This window comes from Hylemonella sp. GW821-FHT10B10 (assembly GCF_059415585.1).
In genome coordinates this window covers 672,230-695,297 of the sequence record NZ_JBWKNN010000002.1, presented here as the reverse complement: position 1 = coordinate 695,297, position 23,068 = coordinate 672,230, and the positions used below count along the sequence as shown (strand labels likewise).

Here is a 23,068-nt window from a genome sequence, read left to right as displayed (position 1 = left end):
AGGCGCGGGCCTCGGCGGTGTTGTAGTGGCCCGCACCGAAGTGCTGGGTGCTGTGGCGCACCAGGGCGTCGCCGTCGTGCAGCGCGTCGGACAGGCGCCCCACCAGGATGTAGGCGCGGATGGATAGCAGAGAGCCCTGCCCGAAGCCTTCTTCCAGTCGGCTGTCGTCACTGACCTTGGCGCGTATGGCGTCGTACAGGGTGACGGCCTGGTCGGCTCTGCCCGTGGCCGTCAATGCATTGGCCAGGATGATGCGCCCGTTGAGCCGGGCTGGACTGGTCTCGGAAAAGCCGGCTTCTTTCAAGGCGCGGTCAGCCCATTCGGCGAGCACGACGGCTTCCGCAAAACGACCGCGATTGGTGAAGACCAGCGACAAGGTCCACAGGGCGCGCCCGGTGATGAAGGAGTCGCGGCCATTGAGCGCCAGCGAACTTTTGAGAATCTCGCGCAGCAGAACCTCCGCCTCGTTCAGGCGTTGCTGCTGGATCAGCATATTGGCCAGGAAAAGACGCGTCGAGTTGTTACGCATCTGGATCCGGTCCATAGGAATCTCAAAGGGCAACCGCCTCTGGTTGACTTCGTTGAACTCTGCGTTTCGCTCGCCTTGACGGATAGCGGCCAGAAAAGCGCGTTCCGCATCATCGAGTTTCCCCTCGCGCGCGCGCAGGAAGCCCCGCGCAGTTTCGAGCAGGCTGGACCAGTGTGGCAGGCGCATGGCGAGCGGTGGGCGACGGGCCAGGTCGCGGTACAGCGCGTCAGCTTTGGCCAAGGCCAGCCGGGCGCTGTCTAGATCACCCAAGTGGACGTAATTGGTGATGACATGGAAATAGATCGTGAGAAGGAGTCCAGGAAGCCGTGAGCTTTTTTCGAGTTCGGTGGCGAGTTCGAGGGTGCTGTCCTGCGAGGCCGCGACGCTTTTGGAGTACCACAGGCTGGTGGCGTATTCAAACCGCAGGCGCTGAAGGCCGCCCAATGCCAGCTCTTCCAGGCCAGCCTGCCGTGCATAGGGCAGGGCCTTTTCCAGGTATTCGGTGCGTTTTTCGATTTGCTGCAATTCTTCAGCGATCAAAGCCTTTTTATGCCAGGCCCGTGCCAGATCGGCAGGCGAGCCCTCGCTGGGCACGGGCTGCTCGAGCAGAACACGCAATTCACTGACACGTTGCTCGTCCGGCTTGTAGCTGCGCAACAGCAGCACCAGATCGGCGATGGTCGGCGGCGGCGGTTGGCTGACATCGATCACGGGGGCTGCTGTTGCGGGCGCTGCATCGTTTCGGGTCTGGGCCCAGCTCTGGGGCAGGAGCAGCACCAGCAGGAAAGTCACGATTAGCGTATGTCGGATCGGCATGGCACGTAGGTCCCGGCAATGAAAGTTCTCGTGTCATGATAGCCTGCACTTCTGCTCGCTAAACTCTGCCTTTGCGCAACGAGCGCGCACTCTTTCACGCACCAGGCTTCATCGTGTCCCGACTGTCTTTTTCCTGCCTGCATCGTTCGACCGCCTGGCGTTGCTGGACCGGTCTGGGCCTGTGCCTGCTACTGACGGTCGTGGAGTGCTGGTTGCGGGCGCCTGAGCCCGTGGCGCCCAAGGCTGCATGGCCCTCCGGAACAGCTGCAGCCACCGGCCCGCTGGTGCTGCAGGCCGCCGGTCGCATACCGATGCCAGCTGATGCCGCCGCCGCCCATGCCAGCACTCTGCTGGCCATGCCGCCGGGGCATGCCGAGGCTTTGCAAGCCTACTGGTTTGCGGGCTCGCGCGAAAGTGGTCCCGACGTACAGATTGCGTCTTCCCAGTTCGACCGGGCGACCCAGCAGTGGACACCGGCCACCTATGTGGTCAACCGCCATCGTGCTGCCGCTGTCCTGGGCTTCGGATTGCGCCGCCTGGGCAATCCCGTGGCCTGGCGCGACGGGCAAGGTCGTACGCATCTTTTTGTCGTGGCCACGGGCCTTGGGGGATGGGCGGCTGGCCGCATCCTGCACCTGCGCCAGGACACGCCGCAGGCGGCTTTCCATCCTCTGGGTGTGCTGCCCCTGTCCTGGCTCTGGAACACGAGTCATCTGGTGCGTGCCATGCCCTTGCCGCTGGCCGATGGCGGCATGATATTGCCGGCCTACTTCGAACTCGGCATCAAATACCCTGTGGCCCTGCGCTTCGATGCGGCCGGCGAGTTTCGCGGCATGATGCGCATGTCGCAGCGGGGTGATCTGCTGCAGCCCACGCTCTTGCCGCGCAGCGAAACCGAATGGGTGGCCTTGCTGCGTGACAACCGGGCGCAGCGGCAACTGCGCGCGGTGATCAGCCATGACGCCGGCCGGAACTGGGAAGACCTGCCCGACCTGGACATGCCCAATCCCGACGCCTCGGTAGCCGGGCTGAGCTTGCAACCTGGTCTGATGTTTCTCGCTCACAATCCTCGCGCCGAGTCGCGTGCCCAGCTGGTGCTGAGCCAGTCCAACGATGCGCTGCACTGGACCCAACTGGAGGTGTTGGCACAGGGGGAGGGACGTAGCGAGTTCTCCTACCCCTCCATGGCCTGGGTGGATGGCAGCCTGTGGATCAGCTACACCGAAGAGCGTCGCGGCATCGCCTGGCAACGCTTCATGCCCTTGCCGACCACACGCTGAGATCACAACAAGATGGAAGTCCTGAACACCCTGCTCTCAACGCAGACGCCCTTGTTGCCACATGTCGGATGGGTGGGCGTTTATCGCGTGCTGGGCTGGGGCCTGGTACTGGCTGGCTTCTCTCTATGGTGTCTTCGCTGCAGCGGTAGCCGGTCGGCATGGCAGCGCGGCCTGCCGCCGCTGCTCCTGCTCTGGTGCCTGTGGCCCGGACCTCTGTCGCCTGCGTACTGGCTGGGGCTGGCGTTTCGTGTGCCCAGTCTGTTGCTGGTGTTGCTGTCGGCCTGGTACCTGTTGTCGTACTACCGTCCCCAACTGCCGACGCCCCTGCCATTGGCGGATCTGCGACGCTGGGCGCTCGCACCTGTGCTGCTGGGATGGGTGTTGCTGCTGGACGCTTTTGCGCTCTGGCCCTTGAGCCTTTACAGCCTGGGCTTTGCGCCGCTCACCTTCGGGGTGCTGGTGTTGTTGTGCCTGCTGCCCTGGCTATGGCATGGCGTGACCCAGCCTTCGATCCTGCTCGTTTCAGTGCTGACACTTTTTGTCCTGCTGCGCCTGCCCACCGGCAATGTCTGGGATGCCTTGCTAGATCCGTGGTTGTGGCTGTTGTTGCAGGCGGACTGGTTGCAGCGCCGTTGGCGTCGCGCTCAGGGCTGATCGCGCACCAGCAGCCATTCACGCCGGTACAGCCATTGCTGCGGGTACCAGAGGTTGTCCAGTCGCACCTCGCCGGGCAGATGCCGGCTGGTCAGTAGCCAGCGCTCACCCAGCACGCGGCAACCCGGCAGGCAGGGCGGCGCGGTTTGTGCCGGCTCGGACTGGATCCAGACCACGGCTGCGTGCGCGGTCAGCAATTCCCGAAGCTCTTCAGCCGGTGTCGGTGGCGCCACGCCCTCGGCCCGACGTGCCATGGCGCGTGCGCCGGTTTCGTAAGGCAGGAAATGGTGCGGGCCGGGCAGCAGGAACTGGAAGCGCTCGAACTGGCTGTTGAAACCGTTGGGCACGGCGATCTTGCCTTGAGGCGTGGAGGCCACGGTCTGCGCGTCGTAGCGACCTGCAGGGCCATCCATGGGTGAGACACTCAGATTGAAGGCGGCATAGACCAGCAGGCTGACCAGCAGGGCCGCGTTGCGACTCCAGGCCGGGCGCCAGAGCCCGGCCATGATGACCACGGTACCAGCGATCACCACCAGCAGGGGCAGCCCCAGTTCCAGTGTGGAAGAAAGGCCCAACGTGTGACCGATCCAGGCAATGCGCGCGATCATGAGCAGCACCACACCGGAAATCAGCAGCGTGGGCAGGAACCAGGCGCGCGCAATATCGCGCCAGTGCAGGGCCAGCAGCATGGCCACGGCCGGCATGGCCGGGATCACGTAGCGTGCCGAGCGCTGGCTCGGAAACAGGAAGACCAGCAACCACACCAGGGCCCAGGCCAGCAGGATGGCCTGATGCGGCTGCAGTGGCCACAGCTTGCGCCCATGCGGCAGTCGTTTGAGGCCCAGCCAGGCCAGGCCGGGGATGACGAAGAACAGCAGGCCGGCGTTGACTGCATACGCCAGCAATTGCGACCAGATGCTGGAGCCGCTGAGAGAGAAGGCCTCCTGCCACCAGCCGCGTGCGTCGGAAAACTTGGCTGCGTTCTCGCCGACGATGAACTCGCGCCAGACAGCCTGTGGATCGGGATCGAGCACGAACCAGAGGCCAAACACCGCCAGGGCGAGTGCTGCGCTGACGCCGGTCTTTAGCATGTGCTGCCAGACGGCCCGCCAGCTCAGATGCGATTCGCTGGCCACCAGGGCCAGCCACCAGGCCGCGCCGGCCGGGGCGATCAGAGCGAAGGATTTGTAGGCCAGGCCGAGGCCCAGGCACAGACCGAAGAGGAGGTGTGCCAGCCAGCCAGGACCAGCCGCCGGCAGGCGCGCCCGCTGCCAGAGCAGCGCAAACAGCGGCAGGCTGAACCAGAAGGTCTCGGGCGCACTCGTGAGGTAGGGTCGACCGTAGCGAAAGGTGCTCAGGAAGGCGAGGAAGATGCAGGCCGCCATGAGTCCCTCGCGCCAGCGCTGGGTGACGGCGCGCAGGCATAACACGATGGCGCCGCTGACCAGCAGCAGGTAGAGCAGGCTGGGTGTGCGTAGCGCGGCCATGCTCCAGTGCTCGCCCCAGTCACCAGCCACCATGGCCTGCCAGAAGAGCATGGGGGGTTTGGTGTTGCGGGTATCGACCAATTCCGAGGCCAGGGGAAGCCACTGGCCCGTGGCCGCGGTCTCGCGCGCAATGTGCACATAGACCATCTCGTCGCCATTGCTGGGGACGTACTGCCCGTCCAGGCCGAAGGCGTAGACGAAGGCGGCCAGCAGCAACAGGGCCAGCCAGAATGCCGTGGGATTTTTGTCGGAAGAAATGCCGGAAGCTTGCATGCGCATCACCTGACCCTGCAGGTGAGGGTCGTCGCCGGCATTATGGCGCGCGCTTGTGGCGGAAGGTCCAGCGGTCGTTGGCAATGAAGTTGCTGACGCTGGCGATCACGATAGAGATGACGTTGGCCAGCAGGTAGTGCATGCCCATGTGCGTCAGCCACAGCGTGAGCGCGTACTGCAGCAGGATGCCCAACCAGGAGGCCATGGCGTACTGGCCCACCTGGGCCAGCAGGCTGCGCTTGCTCAGGCGCTGGCCTTCCTCGACCGCCGTGGCGTGCAGGCGGTCTGACCAGGTCCACAGCCGGTTCCAGGTGAAGTTGTTGACCGTGGCCACGGCAATGGCCAGGGCCAGCGAGAAGTAGGGCTTGCTGCCGACCGGTTCGATCGAGCGGAAGAGGAACTCATGGGCGACGTACAGCACGGCCAGATTGACCACGGTACCGCTGGCACCGACCATGCCGAAGCGGACATAACGGAAACCGTGCAGCCAGTCGATCAGTTGCCAGATTCGTTCGCGCAGGGAAAGGTTGTTCATGCAGCAGCAGGTTCCTGGCGCAGGGCCAACAGGGCATCGGCCAGCACCGGGTCGGGGGCGATGCGTTTGAGGCACTGGTTATCGCCATCGCAGAAAGTGAGACGGTGGTTGTAGGCCGAGAGGCAGGGTGAGCAGGCGATGCCTGATTCGTAGACCGTGGCCCTGGGGCCATAGCTGCCAGGAAGCGGACCGTAGAGTTTGCCCGTCTCGGGGCCGAAGAACATCATCGTGCGGATGGGCGTGAGGCTGGCGAAATGGCCCGGGCCGCCGTCATTGGCCAGCAGCAGGTGGCTGGCATGGAAGAGCATCAACAGCTCGCGCAGGCTGCGCGTGTAGCCGGTGAAGGCGAGGCAGAGTTCGCTGCCCACGCGTTGCTGAAGTTCGGCGGCCAGTGCGGCGTCTTCCTTGAGTCCGATCAGGCCCACCGCATGGCCGGCGTCGATCAGGCCGCGGGCCACGCGGGCGTAGTGTTCTATCGGCCAGGCCCGCTCCGGCAGGATGCCGCCACCGGGATACATGAGCACGATCTTGCGGCCGGACAGCGCGGGGTGGTCACGCAGCACCTGGGCACGGTAGGCCTGCAGTTCCTCGGGCGTGAAAGGGACCGACAGACCTGTCTCGGTCGGCAGTTCGCGGATCGGCGCCGCCTTGTTGCGCGGGGCGCCCTCCCCTTCCAGCGCGTCGACCAGCGAAAGGAACTGCTTGCTGATGTGCTGGTAAGGGTTGTAGGGGATCGCGCAATTGATGTAGCTGCCGCGGTACAGGCCTTCCTGTGTGTGCGGCGTGAAACCGGCCCGACGCGGTGCGCCAGTGAGGTAGCAGAGCAGGCTGCTGATGCGCGAGAACAGTTCGCAGTCGATCACGACGTCCAGCGGCAGGCGGCGCATGGCCAGGCTGACCCGCAGGATGTCGCGTACCAGCGTGTAGCCCGAACTGTCGTCGATGCCGTGCAGGTGGGCGTCTTCCGTCAGGCGCAGCATGCGCGAAACCTGCTGGTTCTTCTTCAACTGCAGCACATGCACAGTGGCCGTCGGGTAGCGCTCGCGCAGCGCCTTGAACATGGGGCCAGCCAGCACGATGCTGCCCATCTCGGACAGCAGGATGACGAGGATGTGGCGCGGCGCCTGCTGGCGATCGACCTTCGGTGCGCGCGTGCCCAGCAGCCGCGCCCACAGGGAAACCGCAGAGCACAGAAGCTGGCCGACCCAGCGATCGATCCAGCGTTGTGTCTGCAGTTTCATGCGGTGCGTTTCCTCTTGCCTTACTTCAGCCCGGCAGCGGCACGCAGGGTGGCAGCCTTGTCGGTGCGTTCCCAGGTGAACTCGGGCTCTTCGCGACCGAAGTGGCCGTAGGCGGCCGACTTCTCGTAGATCGGGCGCAGCAGGTCCAGCATCAGGATGATGCCCTTGGGACGCAGGTCGAAGTGCTCGGACACCAGGGCGGCGATCTTCTCGTCGGAGATGACACCGGTGCCGTGGGTGTTGACCGTGATGTTCATGGGCTTGGCCACACCGATGGCGTAAGCCACCTGGATCTGGCACTTCTTGGCCAGGCCGGCAGCCACAATGTTCTTGGCGACATAACGCGTGGCATAGGCGGCGGAGCGGTCCACCTTGGACGGGTCCTTGCCCGAGAAAGCGCCACCACCATGCGGGCAGGCGCCGCCGTAGGTGTCAACGATGATCTTGCGACCGGTCAGGCCACAATCACCCTGCGGGCCGCCGACGACGAAACGGCCGGTGGGGTTGACCAGGTATTTGGTGTCCTTGAGCCATTCCTTGGGCAGCACGGGCTTGATGATCTCTTCGATCACGGCTTCGTAGAAGCTGGCCTTGAGCTTGGTGGCGGTCTCGCTCTGGTCAGGGCTGTGCTGGGTGGACAGCACCACGGTGTCGATGCTGTGGGGCTTGCCGTCCACATAACGCATGGTGACCTGGCTCTTGGCGTCCGGGCGCAGGAAGGGCAGGCGGCCATCCTTGCGCAACTGGGCCTGGCGCTCCACAAGGCGGTGCGCGTAGTGGATGGGCGCGGGCATCAGCGCGGGGGTTTCGTCGCAGGCATAGCCGAACATCAGGCCCTGGTCGCCGGCACCGATGTTCAGGTGGTCGTCACTGGCGTGGTCCACACCCTGGGCGATGTCGTTGGACTGCTTGTCATAGGCCACGAGCACGGCACAGCCCTTGTAGTCGATGCCGTATTCGGTGTTGTCGTAGCCGATGCGCTTGATGGTGTCGCGCGCCACCTGGATGTAGTCCACGTGTGCGTTGGTCGTGATCTCGCCGGCCAGCACTACCAGGCCGGTGTTGCACAGGGTTTCGGCAGCCACGCGGCTGCGCGGATCCTGCTTGAAGATCGCGTCCAGGATGGCATCGGAGACCTGGTCGGAGACCTTGTCGGGATGGCCTTCGGAAACGGACTCGGAAGTGAAGAGATAGTCGTTCGCCATTGAATAAACTCCAAAATTGTTTGTCAGGCGCGTTGCCTGGGCTGGGAGCTTCGGCGAACGCTTTAGCAGATAAGTCATGAATGACGGCACAATCGTTCCCTTTCGGGGTGGCGGCCTGTGCTTGTCGCCCTGCAAGTAGTTCCGTAACTCGGCGACGCCCGCATTTTATCCGAATGATGGTCCTTTTTCGCATCCTGTCCTGGCTGCCCCTGTGGTTGTTGCACGGCATCGGCTGGGGCCTGGGGTGGCTGGTGTTTGCCCTGTCTCCGACCTATCGTCGGCGTTTTGCTGCGAACGTGCGGCAAGCCGGTCAGGATTGGCGACATTGTCGTGGCGCTGTCGGTCAGGCCGGCTGCCTGGTCGCCGAATTGCCGCGTTTGTGGTTTGGGCGGCCTGCGAAGGTCATCTGGGATGGGGACCAGCATATCGCGCAGGCGTTGGCGCAGGGCCGTGGCATCGTGTTCCTGACGCCACATCTCGGCAGTTTCGAGATCACGGCGCAGGCTTACGCGGCCCGCTTTGGCGCCCGCCAGCCCATCACGGTCTTGTTCCGGCCCTCACGCCAGCCGCGTCTGCGCGCCCTGGTGGCTTCGGCGCGCGCCAGGCCGGGCCTGATGGCGGCGCCCACCACCCTGGCGGGTGTGAAACAGCTGATCAAGTCATTGCGCCTGGGCCAGTCGGTGGGTCTGTTGCCAGACCAGGTGCCGCCGCAGGGTCTGGGCGTCTGGGCGCCATTTTTTGGTCGCGAGGCCTACACCATGACCCTGTCGGCCCGCCTGGCGCAGCAAACGGGCGCCGCCGTGTTGCTGGCCTGGGGTGAACGTTTGTCCTGGGGGCGTGGCTACACCGTGCACGTGCAGCCCCTGGACACAGAGCTGCCGCCTGACCCGCAAGCCGCCGCAAAGGTGATCAACCAGGCCATGGAGCAGGTGATCGCCAGTTGCCCCCGGCAGTACCTCTGGGGTTACGCCCGCTACAAGCAACCGCGTCAGGAGAAACTTTGATGCAGCACCCGGGTGTCCTGTTCATGCGCCTGATCGCGCCCCTGCCCCTGAGCTGGATCAGGGGCCTGGGCACGTTGATGGGTTGGGTGCTTTATGTCTTGGCGGTACCACGCAGGCGGGTGATCATGACGAATCTGGCCCTGTGTTTTCCGCAGGAGCCCCTGGCCGTACGGCGGCGCTGGGCTCGCGAATGCGTGGTGCATTTTGCCCAGGCCTGGTTCGACCGGGCCTGGCTCTGGAACGGCAAGCTTGAGGTGCTGCGGCCGCGCCTGCGCATCATCGGCGCGGTCGAGGAGCTGCAGGGCGATACGCCAACGGTGATCTTCGCCCCGCATTTCTTCGGCCTCGATGCCGCGGGCACGGCGATCAACGACCAGATCCGCCGACCCATGGTCAGCATCTACACGCCGCAGCGCAACGAGGCAGTGGACCAGTGGTTGCACGACGGGCGGCGGCGCTTTGGCAACCTGCAACTGTTTTACCGCGATCAGGGCGTCAAGGGCATCGTCGCTGCCCTGCGCGAAGGGGCGTTGCTGTACCTGCTATCAGACATGAACTTCGGGCCCGAGGAGTCGATCTTCGTCCCCTTCTACGGCGTGCAGGCGGCTACCGTGCCTTCGTTGCCGCGCTTCGCCCGGCTGGGCCGGGCCAAGGTTGTCCCGGTGACAGCGCGCATGACGCCCCAGGGTTACGACATCGAAGTGCACCCGGCCTGGAAGGACTATCCGAGCGCCGATGTGCAGGCTGATACGGCCTATATGAACCGTTGGCTCGAAGGCGTGATCAACACCATGCCTTCGCAGTACTACTGGGTGCACAAGCGTTTCAAGACCCGCCCGGCGGGCGAGCCTAGCGTGTACTGACGACTCAGCTCTGCAGGAAGCGCTGCAGCGAGGCGATCACACGTTGCGGCTGTTCGTGCACGATCCAGTGGGTGGCGTCCGGCACGGTCTCCAGCGTGAGTTGCGGGATGTAGTCGTCCAGCCCCTCGATCAGTTCGGGCGGCAGCGCGGTATCCCCCAAGGCCCAGAGCACGAGGGTCGGCAGGGCAATGGTGAGCATCTCGCGCGGCAGTTCGATGGCGCTGGCGGCCGGGTCCTCGGCGCGAGGTGGGCGCAGCGGCGAGGCGCGGTAGTAATTGCAGCCACCGGTCAGACCCTGGTTCCAGACGGTGCGATAACGCGCTTTCATTTCATCGGTGAGCCAGCCAAAGCCGCCCGCTCCGGCGCCCATGCCCAGGAAGAAGTCCCAGAGGCGGCGATAGTCGTCTTCGGCCAGCAGCCTTTCGGCGTCGGGCCGGATCAGGAAGTTCATGTAGGCGCTGGCTGCCTGCTGCTTCGGGTTGTTTTTGAGCTCGCGCAGGAAGGTGCCCGGGTGCGGCGAATTGACGATGGCCAGCTTCGTGCTCAAGTGCGGCAACTGGTTGGCAAAATTCCAGGCCACGGCCCCGCCCCAATCGTGCGCGATGAGGCAGGCCAAGGGCGCCTTGCCGGCTTCAATGGCAGCCAATGCTGCGATGTCCTGAACCAGATGCTTGGCGCGATAAGCGGCCACATCGGTGGGTGCGCTGGACCGTTCGTAGCCGCGTAGATTGGGCGCCACGCAACGGTAACCACCGTTTTCGGGCCGGGAGAAATGAAGCAGCAGTTCGTCCCAGACAAAAGCGGCTTCCGGGAAACCGTGCAGGAAGATCAGCACCGGTCGGCCCGCGACGCCGGCGGCGCGGCAGCTCAGTGTGATGCCGTGGGGCAGGGCTTGTTGCCAAGTCTGAATCATGCAATCTCCGCAGGTCTGTCCTGCGGAGATGCTAGATCGGCGCCGGGATGGGCCCAGTCCCACAGAAGACAGGCCACATCTTCGATGCCGGTGCGCTTGGTGGCCGAGAACAGGCGTACCTCGCCGCCGCCGGCCTGCAGCTTCATGATGGACAGAGCCTTGGCCCCCTCGCTGCGTGTGAGTTTGTCGGCCTTGGTCAGGATGACCAGGAATTTCAGGCCTTCCTCCACGCGCGGACGGATCACCTCGAGCAGGACCTGGTCCAGTTCGGTCAAGCCGTGGCGTGGGTCGCACATCAGCACGATGGCCTTGAGGTTTTCGCGGGTGACCAGGTAGTTGGCCATGACCTGCTGCCAGCGGATCTTGTCCTGCTTGGGCACGGCGGCATATCCGTAGCCTGGCAGGTCGGTCAGCACGGCATCGGTGACGCCCTGTTTGCCCAGGGCGAAAAGGTTGATGTGTTGCGTGCGCCCGGGCTTCTTGGAGGCGAAAGCCAGCTGGTTCTGCTGGGTCAGCGTGTTGATGCAGGTCGATTTGCCGGCGTTGGACCGGCCGACAAAGGCAATTTCCGGCACGTCCAGGGTGGGCAGGAAGTGCAGCTCGGGGGCCGTGGTGAGGAAACGGGCCGTGTGCAGCCAGCCCAGGGCCTGGACGGCTTGCGGGCTGGCAGGTGTGGACTGGGGGCCCCCACGGTGCGGCTGGGTGATGGTTTTGGTGGGGGGGGACATGATGGATGGAGGAGTGCCTAGGCCTGCATTGTAGAATCGGGCAGTTTTGCTCCAACCACACAACCGAACCACCATGAAGTTGCTTGCTCACCTGATGATGGCTGCCGCGCTGGCAGCACCAGCCTACGTACTTGCCGCCCAGGAAGCTCCGGCGCCGGCCAAGCCTGACCTGGTCAAGGGCGAAGCCAAATTCACCGCTGTCTGTGCCGCCTGCCACGGCGCCGACGGCAACTCGGGCGTCCCGGCCAATCCCAAGCTGGCCCAGCAGCATCCCCAGTACCTCGCCAAGCAATTGCAGGAATTCAAGTCTGGCAAGCGCAACAGCGCCGTGATGAAGGGTTTTGCCTCGGTTCTCAGCGACGAGGACATGCTGAATATCGGCGGCTGGCTGGCCGCACAGAAAGCCAAACCGGGTTTCGCCAAGGACAAGGACCTGGTGGCCCTGGGTGAGCGCATCTACCGCGGTGGCATCCCCGATCGCCAGATCGCCGCCTGCGCCGGCTGCCACAGCCCCAACGGTGCCGGCATTCCGGCCCAGTACCCGCGCCTGAGTGGCCAGCATGCCGACTACACCGCGACCCAGTTGCAGTCCTTCCGTGATGGCGCGCGCAAGAACAGCCTGCCCATGACCCAGGTGGCTGCCAAGATGAACGACCGCGAAATCAAGGCGGTTGCCGATTACATCGCCGGCCTGCGTTAAGCCATACACCTGTGCACGGCCGGGTTTCAACCGGTACGAATAAGCGTTGGGTGATGTTTGGTTCACAATGCCGGCAAGACGCCCGCTGACGGAACCCTGCAGCTTCCAGGCACTCCTACCCAGGCGGGTCTTTGCATGAAGACCCGCCTTTTGTTTTTTTGCGAGCCCCTATCACCATGACCGTCTCCACCCAGGGCCTGGAATTGCCCGCATCCTCCCGCACTCTGCGTGCGGCGGTGGAGTTGCTGTCGTCGATGCGTTTCTCCATCTCGCTGCTCACGGTGATCTGCATCGCCTCGGTCATCGGCACGGTGCTCAAACAGCACGAACCGCTGAACAACTACATCAACCAGTTCGGTCCCTTTTGGGCCGAGGTGTTTGGCAAGCTCAATCTCTATGCGGTCTACAGCGCCTGGTGGTTCCTGCTGATCCTGGCTTTCCTGGTCACCAGCACCTCGCTGTGCATCGCCCGCAACACCCCCAAGATCCTGGCCGACCTCAAGGCCTACAAGGAAAACATGCGCGAGCAATCGCTGCAGGCCTTCCATCATCGCGCGCAGGCTGCATTGCCCGATGCGCCCGAAGCCGCCGCGCAGCGCCTGGGCCGGCTGCTGGCCACCGGGGGCTGGAAAGTGAAGTTGCAGCAGCGCGAGACGTCATCGGGTGGCGGCTGGATGCTGGCGGCCAAGGCGGGCGCGGCTAACAAGCTGGGTTACCTGGCGGCGCACAGCGCCATCGTGCTGGTCTGCCTGGGTGGCCTGCTGGACGGGGACCTGATGGTGCGCGCCCAGATGTGGTGGGGCGGCAAGACGCCCTACAACGGCGGCGGCATGATTGCCGACGTCAAACCCGAGCACCGCCTGAGCGAGCGCAACCCGACCTTCCGTGGCAATCTGCTGGTGGCCGAAGGCACGCAATCCAGTACCGCTATCCTGAACCAGTCTGACGGCATCCTGCTGCAGGAGCTTCCTTTTGCCATCGAGCTCAAGAAGTTCATCGTCGAGCACTACTCGACCGGCATGCCCAAGCTCTTTGCCAGCGAGATCGTGATCCACGACAAGGCCACGGGCGAGAAACACGAAGCACGGGTCGAGGTCAACCACCCGGCCAGCTACAAGGGCATCGAGATATACCAGTCCAGCTTTGACGACGGTGGCTCCACCGTGCGCCTCAAGGCCCAACCCATGAATGCGGCGACCAAGCCCTTCGAGATCGAGGGCGTGATCGGCGGCAGCTCGCAACTGAGCAATGGCAACCAGAAGCTCACGCTGGAATACACGGGCCTGCGCGTCATCAATGTCGAGAACTTCGCAGCCAACAGCCCTTCCGGTGTGGACGTTCGCAAGGTGGACCTGCGCGCCGCGCTGGACGAGCGACTGGGTGCGGCCAACAAGGCCGATGCCAGGAAGACCCAGCGCAATGTCGGCCCCAGCGTGAGCTACAAGTTGCGCGACGAAGCTGGTCAGGCGCGCGAATTCAGCAACTACATGTTGCCGGTCGATCTGGGGGATGGGGTACCCGTTTTTCTGCTGGGCATGCGTGAGACACCGTCCGAGCCTTTCCGTTACCTGCGCATACCAGCGGATGCCCAGGGCTCGACGGACGAGTTCTTCCGCCTGCGTGCCGCCCTGGCCGATCCCGCCCTGCGTGCACAAGCCGTCCGCCGGTATGCCGCGCGTGTGGTCGATCCTGCGCGCAAGGACCTGCTGCCGCAACTCAATGCCTCGGCCTTGCGGGCGCTGGGCCTGTTCTCGGGCGCCGAGCCGGTGCCGGGCAGCCAAGCGCCGGGTGGTCTGCAGGCCGTGGCTGACTTCATGGAAAAGAATGTGCCCGATGCCGAACGCGGGCGGGCTGGCGAGATGTTGGTGCGTATCCTCAACGGCACCCTGTTCGAGCTGCTGCAGGTGGCGCGTGAACGCGCCGGCCTCAAGCCCCTGGCCGCTGATGAGGCGACACAGGTCTTCATGACGCAGGCCGTGCTGGCCCTCAGCGACGCCTATTTCTACCCGGCTCCCATGGCCCTGCAACTGACCGACTTCACGCAACTGCAGGCCAGTGTGTTCCAGGTGGCGCGTGCGCCGGGCAAGACAGTCGTCTACCTGGGCTGCGCCCTGCTGATCCTGGGTGTGTTCGCCATGCTCTATGTGCGCGAGCGTCGCCTCTGGATCTGGCTGACGCCGCAGGGGCAGGGCGCCCAGGCCAGCATGGCCCTGTCGTCCAATCGCAAGACGTTGGATGCCGACCGCGAATTCGAGCAACTGCGCGACAAGCTCTTGCAGAGCAAGGAGTCAACATGAACACCGCTACGACCACCCTGACCCTCAACGAGGGCTACTTTGCCAAACGCAGTCTCTTTGACTGGCTGTTCGCCTTGCTGGTGGCCGCGGGCGGCCTGTATGCCTATGCCAACTACCACCCCTTCATGGATGTGTACGAAAAGGGCATTCTGCTACTGGCCATCCCCGCTGCCGTGGCTCTGGGCTGGTTCTGGCGGCCGTTGCGCGTGTTGATGCTGGTGGTGGCGGCTTTCGCTCTACTGGGTATCGCTTCCTACCAAGGGCAGTTGGCGCGCGCCGAGAGTGTGTTCTGGCTCAAGTATTTCCTGTCCAGCCAGTCGGCCATCCTGTGGATGAGCGTGCTGTTCTTCATGAGCACGGTGTTCTACTGGATCGGCATGTTCAGCCGGTCCCAGGGCGCCACCATGGAGCTGATCGGCTCGCGCCTGACCTGGGTGGCCGTGGGTATGGCCCTGATCGGCACCATGGTGCGCTGGTATGAGAGTTATCTGCTCGGCCCGGACATCGGGCACATCCCCGTCAGCAATCTGTACGAAGTCTTTGTGCTCTTCTGCTGGCTGACGGCGCTGTTCTATCTCTACTTCGAGCAACAGTACGGCACACACAGCATGGGCGCCTTCGTCATGCTGGTGGTCAGTGCGGCCGTGGGCTTTCTGCTCTGGTATACCGCCGTGCGCGAGGCGCACGAGATCCAGCCCCTGGTGCCAGCGCTCAAGAGCTGGTGGATGAAGCTGCACGTGCCGGCCAACTTCGTGGGCTACGGCACCTTCTCCCTGGCCGCCATGGTGGCCTTTGCCTACCTGATCAAGAGCCAAGCGCAGGAGACGCGCTGGTACAAGCTGGCGCCGCTGTGGATCTTCGGCATCGTGCTGTGTTTCGTGCCCCTGGCCTTCCGCCAGAGTTCTTCGGCGGCAGGTGGCAGCTACTGGCTGGTGTATTTCATCATTGCGGCGTTGATCGTCGGCGGCATCCTGCTGGGGCGCCGCCGCATCGCCGAGCGCCTGCCTGCGCTCGAGGTACTGGACGACGTGATGTACAAGTCCATCGCCGTGGGTTTTGCCTTTTTCACCATCGCCACCGTGCTCGGTGCCCTGTGGGCCGCCGAGGCCTGGGGCGGCTACTGGAGCTGGGATCCCAAGGAGACCTGGGCCCTGATTGTCTGGCTCAACTACGCGGCCTGGCTGCACATGCGCCTGATGAAGGGCCTGCGCGGCACCGTGGCTTCTTGGTGGGCGCTGGCGGGTCTGGGGGTGACGACCTTTGCCTTCATCGGCGTCAATATGTTCCTCAGTGGCCTGCACAGTTACGGCGCCTTGTAGGGGTTTACCGCTATCCCGGCGGGAAAGCGGGAACTTTGTAAGAATCACCGTCGTCCCACGACCTATGTCGACAGGAGGGCATGACATGCTGATCAAGACTCGTAATGATGGTTTCGTCCATCCGCAATCCAGCGAAATCACGCCGCAATCCGCTTACCAGGATCGTCGCCAGTTGCTGCGCCTGATGGCGGGCGGCGCCGCTGGTACCGTGCTGGCGGGGTGGGCAGCACGCGACGCGCGCGCACAGATGGCCGGAGCCAAGCTTGCAGGCCAGAAGTCGGCAGTGAGTGGCGCCAGCACCATCGAGAAGGTCACCGACCTCAAGGACGCCAGCAGCTACAACAACTTCTACGAATTCGGCACGGACAAGAGCGACCCGGCGCGCAATGCGCACACGCTCCAGACCACGCCCTGGACCGTGGCCATCGAGGGCCTGGTCAAGAAGCCCGGCAACTATGCCCTGGAAGACCTGCTCAAGCTGTCCGCCATGGAAGAGCGCGTCTACCGGCTGCGTTGTGTCGAGGGCTGGTCCATGGTGATTCCGTGGGTGGGTTACTCGGTGGCGGAGCTGATCAAGAAGGTCGAACCCCTGCCCGGTGCCAAGTACGTCGAATTCGTGACCCTGGCCGACAGCAAGACCATGCCCTATGTGGGTTCGCGCGTGCTGAACTGGCCTTATGTCGAGGGCCTGCGTATGGATGAGGCGATGCATCCCCTGACCCTGTTGGCGTTCGGCATGTACGGTGAAGTTCTACCGAAGCAGAATGGCGCACCGCTGCGCCTGGTGGCGCCATGGAAATATGGCTTCAAGAGTGGCAAGAGCCTGGTGAAGATCCGTTTCACCGACAAGCAACCGGCCACGGCCTGGAACCTGGCGGCTCCGCAGGAGTACGGCTTCTATTCCAACGTGAACCCGCTGGTTGATCACCCGCGCTGGAGCCAGGCCACTGAACGTCGTATCGGTGAAGACGGCCTGTTTGCCAAGAAGCGCAAGACCCTGATGTTCAACGGCTACGAGGCCCAGGTAGGGCAGTTGTATGCCGGCATGGATTTGAAGAAGTACTACTGACCGTCCGGACGTGGACTTGGCGCGTTTCAACCGCTGGTTGCTGGGCCGCTTTACCAGGCCGTTGCTGTTCGTGGCCTGCCTGTTGCCTCTGCTCTGGTTGGTCTATGGGGCCGCGAGCGATCAGCTGGGTGCCAATCCGGCCGAGGCGCTGATCCGATCTACCGGGGATTGGACCCTGCGCATGCTTTGCCTGGTGCTGGCTGTCACGCCCCTGCGTGTTCAGTTGAAGTTGTCGGCCCTGGCCCGGTTGCGGCGCATGGTAGGGCTCTTTGTTTTTTTCTACGCCCTCCTGCACATGCTTTGTTATGCCGGGCTCGACATGGGTTTGGAGGTGCAGGATATTGCCAAGGACATCGCCAAGCGGCCTTTCATCCTCGTGGGCTTCACGGCCCTGGTGTTGCTGACGCCCTTGGCGGCTACTTCCTGGAACCGTGCCATCCGTGCCATGGGCGCTGCGCGCTGGCAGGCGTTACACAGACTGGTCTATGCCGTGGCGGTGCTGGCCATCCTGCACTTCTTCTGGATGCGTGCGGGCAAGAACAACTTCGCAGAGGTGCAGGTGTATGGAGGCGTGCTGGGCTTGTTGCTGGGCTGGCGCCTGTGGCGCGCGTTCTCAGGCCAGGGCCGCGGGGCGGCTGTTGGTCAGGCGCGGATCGATCAGGGTCCGCGGTAGCTGGTACATGCGCTCATCGAAGAGGTCGATGCCGCATTGGAGGTTTTCGATCCAATCGAAGAAAGCGGGAATGGCGGGGCCGGCCAGCGGGGCGCCGTGTTGCGGTACCAACATGGAAATATCCAGCTTGCGTGCCATCGCTGTCCAGAGTCGCAGGATCTTGTTTGACACCATGTAGCGGCGGTGAAAGCCCTCCATGAGAGGGATGTGCGCCCTGAAGTCGGTCACGGGTTTTTGCGCCTGCTGGCCCGACGTCATGGATACACCCAGGTCGCCCGTGAACAGGATCTTGCTGACAGGGTCGTAGAAATGGAAGTTGCCCTCCGAGTGCATGAAGTGCGCTGGCAGCAGATGCAGCTCGCATTTTCCCAGCGGCAGGATGCCACCGCCATCCGAGACACCAATCACCCGCCCGTGTGTCTTGCCGACCTTGGTGAAGTGCGGCACAAAACGCTCCCAGATGCGCGAGATGACGAGCTGGGCCGGCGTCGAGGTCAACCAGCGATCCAGCGAGGCGATGATGTCAGGATCGGCGTGCGAGGCGATCAGATAGGAAAGATGCTGGGGCTTGAAGTGGCGCGAGCAGGTCAGCAGCAGCTCGTTGAAGGCCAGGTTGCCGCCGGGGTCGATGATGGCGCCGTGGTCGTGGTCAACGATCAGGAATTGGTTGGACTGGACGGTATCACCATCTTCCTCCACCAGGTCTGTGAACATGAGGCAGACATGGTGGGAGTCCCGGTAAAGCTCGATCGACACGCGGCGCCTTTCAGAATGACAAGGCGCGACTATAGGGAATGCTGTCCTGCCCCGATTTGACGTGAGTCAAACCGGGGTGGATTGAGTGGATCAGAGCAGCTTTTCGTGCTGGAAAGTGTCAGCGGCACTCTCACGGCGCCGGATCAGGTGGGCTTCGCCGCCATCCACCAGGACCTCGGCCGCGCGGCCACGCGTGTTGTAGTTGCTGGCCATGCTCATGCAATAGGCGCCCGCCGATAGCACGGCCAGCTGATCACCTGTTTGTACGTTGAGCGCGCGATCGCGTCCCAACCAGTCACCGCTTTCGCACACCGGACCGACGATGTCCCAGGTGATGCTGGCACCCGGGCGCGGTGCCAAGGGCACGATCTGGTGATAGGCCTCGTACATGGCTGGGCGCGGCAGATCGTTCATCGCGGCGTCAACGATACAGAAATTCTTCTGCTCGCCAGGTTTGAGGTAAAGCACCTCGGTCAGACAGACACCGGCGTTGCCGACCAGGGAGCGCCCGGGTTCGATCATCAGCTGGCGCTGACCGTAACCACGGGCATCGAGCTTGGCGAGCAGCTTGGCCCACAGGGCATCGGCCGCTGGCGGGGTGTCGCCGTTGTAGTTGATGCCCAGCCCGCCACCGAAGTCGATGTGATGCAGCGGGATGCCTGCTGCCTCGATGGCGGCCACCAGATCAAGTACACGGTCCATGGCATCGAGGTAGGGGTCTTCCTGAGTGATCTGCGAGCCGATGTGGCAGTCGATGCCCACGACCTGCAGCCCGGGCAGGGTGGCCGCGCGCTGGTAGATGGCCAGGGCGCGTTCATGCGCAATCCCGAATTTGTTGCCCTTGAGCCCCGTGGAGATGTAAGGATGGGTCTTGGGATCGACATTGGGATTGACGCGGATGCTGATGGGCGCGCGCCTGCCGCTGGCGAGTGCGACTTCGTTGAGCACGTCGATTTCTGCTTCGCTCTCGACGTTGAAGCACCCGATGCCAATTTCCAGTGCGCGCCGCATTTCGGCGCGCGTCTTGCCCACGCCCGAGAAAATGACCTTGGTCGGCTCACCGCCAGCAGCCAGGACGCGTTCGAGTTCGCCGCCGGAGACGATGTCAAAGCCACAACCGGCCCGGGCAAACACCTGCAGCACGGCCAGCGAGGAATTGGCTTTCATGGCGTAGCAGACTTGTGCCTTGCGACCGGCGAAGCCGCGCTGGTAGGCGCCCAGGGCCGCGAGCATGGCGGCCTTGGAATAGACGAACAGCGGCGTGCCGTACTGGCGGGCCAGGTCGGCCAGGCGCAGGTTTTCGACGAAGAGTTCATCGCCACGGTAGGCGATATGGGGCTGGCCCGGGAGTGTCTTGGTGGTCATGGGGAGGCGGGAGCGTTGGTGGATGCCGGGGCGGGCGATTGACCCGGGGCCGGCGTGGTGGACGTACCGCCGGTTTTCTTGTCGGGCATGGCAGGCCAAATGGACTGGGGCAGGGTGGCGCGGTTGGCCGCAGCTGGCTCCTTGGGCAGGTACAGATTGCCGGTCTGACCGCAGCCGGTCAAGGCCAGTAGCCCGCCTGCCGCAATGACAGCTGGCATGGCATGGCTTAGGGCCCTGACTAGAATCCGAGGGGTTTGCAACATCACGGAATTGTAATGACCGACACCGAATTCATGGACCGTGCCGAGAGCGTTCTGCGCGCCATCGAAGGCTGCTGCGACCGCATCAACGATGAGAGCGACGCCGACATCGACAACCAGCGCGTTGGCGGCATGGTGACTCTGGTGTTTCGTGACCACAGCCAGATCGTGGTGAACCTGCAGAAACCGTTACATGAGATCTGGCTGGCGGCCCGTTCGGGCGGCTACCACTACAAGTTCGACGGCCGGCTATGGCTCGACACCAAGGGGCAGGGTGAGTTCTTCACCAGCCTGTCGCGCTATGCAAGCGAACAGGCGGGCGCGAAGCTGACGTTTTCCGCCTGATCAGTTCTTGAACAGGTCGAGGATGCGCAGTTTTTCTTCGGCAGGCGGGGTGGGTGCCTGAGCGGGGGGCGCTACTGTGGGGGGCGGCAGGGGCGCTGTGGGAGGCGGGGGCGCCGGCAGGATGCCTCCGGGTGGGGGCATGACAGCAGGGGTGTCGTCCAGGCCCAGTGACAGCACACCACCATCCTTGGCGTGTTCGGCATACATCCAGTCGATACCGGCTTGCACCACACCTTCGGGCGCCGCCAGCTCCAGGACCGGGACGTCGCGCAAGGCGTGCTCCATGTAGTTGATCCAGACGGGCAGGCTCAGGCCGCCGCCGGTTTCGCGGTCGCCCAGTTTGCGTGGAGTGTCGTAGCCGATCCATGTGACTGCTGTGAGCGTGGGCTGGTAGCCAGCGAACCAGGCATCCATGGAGTCATTTGTGGTGCCGGTCTTGCCGTAGATATCGGGGCGTTTGAGCGTGGCCTGGGCCCGGCTTCCCGTGCCGGTGCGCATGACTTCCTGCAACATGGTCGACATCACAAAGGCATTGCGTGCTTCGATCGCGCGCATGGATTCATCAGGCACCACGGGTTTAGACTGGGCCAGCACCTTGCCTTTTTGCTCGGTGATCTTGCTGATCATCCAGGGGTTGATACGGTAGCCGCCGTTGGCGAACACCGAATAGGCAGTGGCCATTTGCATGGGCGTGACCGAGCCTGCGCCCAGCGCCATGGTCAGGTAAGGAGGGTGTTTCTCGGCTTCGAAGCCGAACTGGGCGACCCATCCCTGGGCGTAGCGGGCGCCGATGGCGTCCAGCACGCGGATCGAAACCATGTTTTTCGACTTGGCCAGGCCGCGTCGCAGGGGCATGGGACCTTCGAAGGCCCCGTCGTAGTTCTTGGGCTCCCATGGCTGGCCGCCGGTCAGTTCGGGTTCGAAGAACAGCGGGGCGTCGTTGACCACGGTGGCCGGGGTGAAGCCCTTTTCCAGCGCAGCCGAGTAGATGAAGGGCTTGAAGCTGGAGCCGGGCTGGCGCCAGGCCTGGGTGACGTGGTTGAACTTGTTCTTCTCGAAGTCGAAGCCGCCGACCAGGGCCTTGATGGAGCCGTTGCGCGGATCCAGGGAGACGAAGGCACCCTCGACCTCTGGCAACTGCAGGATTTCCCAGGTGTTCTTCGCCGTTTTCATGACCCGGATGATGGCGCCACGACGGATCTTGAGCTTGGGGCCGGCGCGCGGCTGCAGGCCGGGCTGGGCGATGCGTAGCCCTTCACCGGTGATTTCGAGGATTTCTCCACCGCGGCGCATGGCCATGACCTTGCGGGGGTTGGCTTCAAGCACCATGGCTGCCAGCAAATCACCGTTATCGGGGTGCTCGTCCAGGGCATCATCGACGGCGTCTTCCAGCTCTGTGGCTTTCTCGGGCAGCGTGACGAACTTCTCGGGGCCCCTGTAGGCTTGGCGGCGCTCGAACTCCATGATGCCCTGGCGCAGGGCCTGGTAGGCGACCTCTTGGTCGTTGGAGCGTATCGTGGTGTAAACGTTGAGGCCGCGTGTATAGGTTTCCTCGCCGTACTGGGCAAAGATCAACTGGCGCACCATCTCAGACACGAATTCGGCGTGGCTGCGTGTCGGGCCATGACCACCGCCAGCACTGCTGCCTGCCGATTTGATCCGCAACTCCTGCTTCCTGGCGGTTTCCGCTTCTTCGGCTGTGATGAAGCCGTTGTCCAGCATGCGGTCAATGATGTAGAGCTGTCGGCTACGGGCGCGCTTGGGATTGCTGATGGGGTTGTAGGCCGACGGCGCCTTGGGCAGGCCGGCCAGCATGGCGGCTTCGGCGATCGAGATGTCCTTGAGCGGCTTGCCGAAATAGGTTTCTGCTGCTGCGGCGAAACCGTAGGCCCGGTTGCCCAGGTAGATCTGGTTCATGTAGATCTCGAGGATCTGGTCCTTCGTCAGCAGGTGTTCCAGCTTGAAGGTCAGCAGGATCTCGTAGATCTTGCGCGAGAAAGTCTTCTCGGACGACAGATAGACATTGCGTGCCACCTGCATCGTGATCGTGGAGGCACCCTGGCTCTTGGCCCGGCCGACGTTGGCCAGTCCGGCGCGGACCACGCCCACGTAATCCACGCCGCCATGCTGGAAGAAGCGCGCATCCTCGATCGCCAGGACCGCGTCGGTGAGGGCCTGGGGGATGGCCTTGATGGGTGTGAAGTTGCGGCGCTCTTCGCCGAATTCGCCGATCAGGTCGCCTTCGACCGAAAAGATCCGCAGCGGCAGCTTGGGGCGGTATTCCGACAGGTCGGAGATATCCGGGAGATTCGGATACGCCAGCGCCATGGCGATGGACACGATGATCATGACCGAGACCAGGCCAGCCAGCGCAACGCCGCCGGTCCACAGGCCGATGCGCAGGAGCCGGCGCACGGCGGCGGAGCGGGGGGATTTCATGCCATCAGGGCTGGGAGAGGCGTTGGACTCGGAGGGGGAATCAGGGGGCATAAAATCTTTGTAAGGTCGCGTCAGCATTATAAAAATCTGAGCCCTCTCCAAGGGGGCATATCTATTTTTATTGGCATGGCAACCATCCCCCGCAGATGTAAGGCCTGTTTCCTGGCCGTTGCAAACGCATACAAAGCGTCTGCTTTTGACAACGTCCAAAAGTGCAAGAACGGGAAAAATCCTTTGCAGGACAAGGACCTAACTGCTAGCATTCAAGTGAATTCATAAGTTTGCCGGCCTGTCGCCGGTTTCTTTCAGGGGATGCT

Annotated in this window: 21 protein-coding genes; 10 read left to right on the top strand and 11 right to left on the bottom strand. The window is 63.6% G+C overall.

The window, feature by feature from the left end; genetic code table 11:
- Positions 1-1,345, bottom strand: a 1,345-nt coding sequence (locus AC07NT_RS13530) for a hypothetical protein (RefSeq protein WP_498598525.1), incomplete at its 3' end; no start/stop codon positions are given.
- A 113-nt stretch (positions 1,346-1,458) separates the two neighbouring features.
- Between AC07NT_RS13530 and AC07NT_RS13525 the strand changes: the two genes are divergently transcribed.
- Together AC07NT_RS13525 and AC07NT_RS13520 are read left to right on the top strand one after the other, a co-directional pair.
- The gene (locus AC07NT_RS13525; protein WP_498598526.1) at positions 1,459-2,625 is read left to right on the top strand and encodes an exo-alpha-sialidase; all 1,167 of its coding nucleotides are present in this window, start codon (positions 1,459-1,461) and stop codon (positions 2,623-2,625) included.
- A gap of 12 nt (positions 2,626-2,637) precedes the next feature.
- Positions 2,638-3,279, top strand: a complete 642-nt coding sequence (locus AC07NT_RS13520) for a hypothetical protein (protein WP_498598527.1) — start codon at positions 2,638-2,640, stop codon at positions 3,277-3,279.
- Here the strand turns inward: AC07NT_RS13520 and AC07NT_RS13515 are convergent.
- The 4 genes from AC07NT_RS13515 to metK are packed head-to-tail and all read right to left on the bottom strand — an operon-like array spanning position 3,270 to position 8,020.
- Positions 3,270-5,039, bottom strand: coding sequence for a glycosyltransferase family protein (locus AC07NT_RS13515; RefSeq protein WP_498598528.1), 1,770 nt, complete (start codon positions 5,037-5,039; stop codon positions 3,270-3,272). The two genes, AC07NT_RS13520 and AC07NT_RS13515, sit on opposite strands and share 10 nt — an antisense overlap.
- Positions 5,040-5,079: 40 nt before the next feature.
- Positions 5,080-5,574, bottom strand: a complete 495-nt coding sequence (locus AC07NT_RS13510; protein ID WP_498598529.1) for a GtrA family protein — start codon at positions 5,572-5,574, stop codon at positions 5,080-5,082.
- A complete protein-coding gene (locus AC07NT_RS13505; protein WP_498598530.1) occupies positions 5,571-6,815 on the bottom strand; it encodes a glycosyltransferase family 9 protein in 1,245 nt (414 codons plus the stop codon). Before AC07NT_RS13505 ends, AC07NT_RS13510 begins: the two co-directional genes overlap by 4 nt.
- A 20-nt stretch (positions 6,816-6,835) precedes the next feature.
- Positions 6,836-8,020 (bottom strand): methionine adenosyltransferase, encoded by a 1,185-nt coding sequence (metK, locus tag AC07NT_RS13500; RefSeq protein ID WP_498598531.1) that lies wholly within the window; start codon positions 8,018-8,020, stop codon positions 6,836-6,838.
- 173 nt (positions 8,021-8,193) lie between these two features.
- Here metK and AC07NT_RS13495 point away from each other — a divergent pair, with 173 nt between their 5' ends.
- Both AC07NT_RS13495 and AC07NT_RS13490 read left to right on the top strand, forming a co-directional pair.
- Entirely contained in the window at positions 8,194-9,024 is an 831-nt protein-coding gene (locus AC07NT_RS13495; RefSeq protein WP_498598532.1) for a lysophospholipid acyltransferase family protein, read from the top strand.
- Entirely contained in the window at positions 9,024-9,887 is an 864-nt protein-coding gene (locus tag AC07NT_RS13490; RefSeq protein WP_498598533.1) for a lysophospholipid acyltransferase family protein, read from the top strand. The genes AC07NT_RS13495 and AC07NT_RS13490 overlap by 1 nt, the downstream gene beginning before the upstream one ends.
- Before the next feature lie 4 nt (positions 9,888-9,891).
- Here AC07NT_RS13490 and AC07NT_RS13485 read toward each other — a convergent pair whose 3' ends face one another.
- A complete protein-coding gene (locus AC07NT_RS13485; protein WP_498598534.1) occupies positions 9,892-10,800 on the bottom strand; it encodes an alpha/beta fold hydrolase in 909 nt (302 codons plus the stop codon).
- Positions 10,797-11,528: a ribosome biogenesis GTP-binding protein YihA/YsxC gene (gene yihA / locus AC07NT_RS13480; protein WP_498598535.1), complete on the bottom strand. Its 732-nt coding sequence runs from the start codon at positions 11,526-11,528 to the stop codon at positions 10,797-10,799. Before yihA ends, AC07NT_RS13485 begins: the two co-directional genes overlap by 4 nt.
- Before the next feature lie 73 nt (positions 11,529-11,601).
- Between yihA and AC07NT_RS13475 the strand changes: the two genes are divergently transcribed.
- The 5 genes from AC07NT_RS13475 (at position 11,602) to msrQ (ending at position 17,586) form a co-directional block, all read left to right on the top strand.
- Positions 11,602-12,228, top strand: a complete 627-nt coding sequence (locus tag AC07NT_RS13475; RefSeq protein ID WP_498598536.1) for a c-type cytochrome — start codon at positions 11,602-11,604, stop codon at positions 12,226-12,228.
- A gap of 176 nt (positions 12,229-12,404) precedes the next feature.
- Positions 12,405-14,525 carry a cytochrome c biogenesis protein ResB gene (locus tag AC07NT_RS13470; protein WP_498598537.1) on the top strand — a complete coding sequence of 707 codons (2,121 nt, stop codon included), beginning with the start codon at positions 12,405-12,407 and terminating at the stop codon, positions 14,523-14,525.
- On the top strand, positions 14,522-15,844 hold the full coding sequence (gene ccsB, locus AC07NT_RS13465) for a c-type cytochrome biogenesis protein CcsB (protein WP_498598538.1): 1,323 nt from the start codon (positions 14,522-14,524) through the stop codon (positions 15,842-15,844). The genes AC07NT_RS13470 and ccsB overlap by 4 nt, the downstream gene beginning before the upstream one ends.
- Positions 15,845-15,929: 85 nt before the next feature.
- The gene (gene msrP, locus AC07NT_RS13460) at positions 15,930-16,913 is read left to right on the top strand and encodes a protein-methionine-sulfoxide reductase catalytic subunit MsrP (protein ID WP_498598539.1); all 984 of its coding nucleotides are present in this window, start codon (positions 15,930-15,932) and stop codon (positions 16,911-16,913) included.
- Between the two features lie 16 nt (positions 16,914-16,929).
- Positions 16,930-17,586 (top strand): protein-methionine-sulfoxide reductase heme-binding subunit MsrQ, encoded by a 657-nt coding sequence (msrQ, locus tag AC07NT_RS13455; RefSeq protein WP_498598540.1) that lies wholly within the window; start codon positions 16,930-16,932, stop codon positions 17,584-17,586.
- On the opposite strand, the gene AC07NT_RS13450 is transcribed toward msrQ, so the two are convergent.
- From AC07NT_RS13450 to lptM, 3 genes are all read right to left on the bottom strand, one after another.
- Positions 17,527-18,342: an oxygen-binding di-iron domain-containing protein gene (locus AC07NT_RS13450; protein ID WP_498598541.1), complete on the bottom strand. Its 816-nt coding sequence runs from the start codon at positions 18,340-18,342 to the stop codon at positions 17,527-17,529. The genes msrQ and AC07NT_RS13450 overlap by 60 nt on opposite strands.
- A 90-nt stretch (positions 18,343-18,432) precedes the next feature.
- Positions 18,433-19,707, bottom strand: a complete 1,275-nt coding sequence (gene lysA, locus AC07NT_RS13445) for a diaminopimelate decarboxylase (RefSeq protein ID WP_498598542.1) — start codon at positions 19,705-19,707, stop codon at positions 18,433-18,435.
- Positions 19,704-19,925, bottom strand: a complete 222-nt coding sequence (gene lptM, locus AC07NT_RS13440; protein ID WP_498598543.1) for an LPS translocon maturation chaperone LptM — start codon at positions 19,923-19,925, stop codon at positions 19,704-19,706. The genes lysA and lptM overlap by 4 nt, the downstream gene beginning before the upstream one ends.
- 57 nt (positions 19,926-19,982) lie before the next feature.
- Here lptM and cyaY point away from each other — a divergent pair, with 57 nt between their 5' ends.
- On the top strand, positions 19,983-20,312 hold the full coding sequence (gene cyaY / locus AC07NT_RS13435) for an iron donor protein CyaY (protein ID WP_498598544.1): 330 nt from the start codon (positions 19,983-19,985) through the stop codon (positions 20,310-20,312).
- Here cyaY and AC07NT_RS13430 read toward each other — a convergent pair whose 3' ends face one another.
- Entirely contained in the window at positions 20,313-22,802 is a 2,490-nt protein-coding gene (locus AC07NT_RS13430) for a penicillin-binding protein 1A (RefSeq protein ID WP_498598545.1), read from the bottom strand.
- Positions 22,803-23,068: the final 266 nt, after the last annotated feature.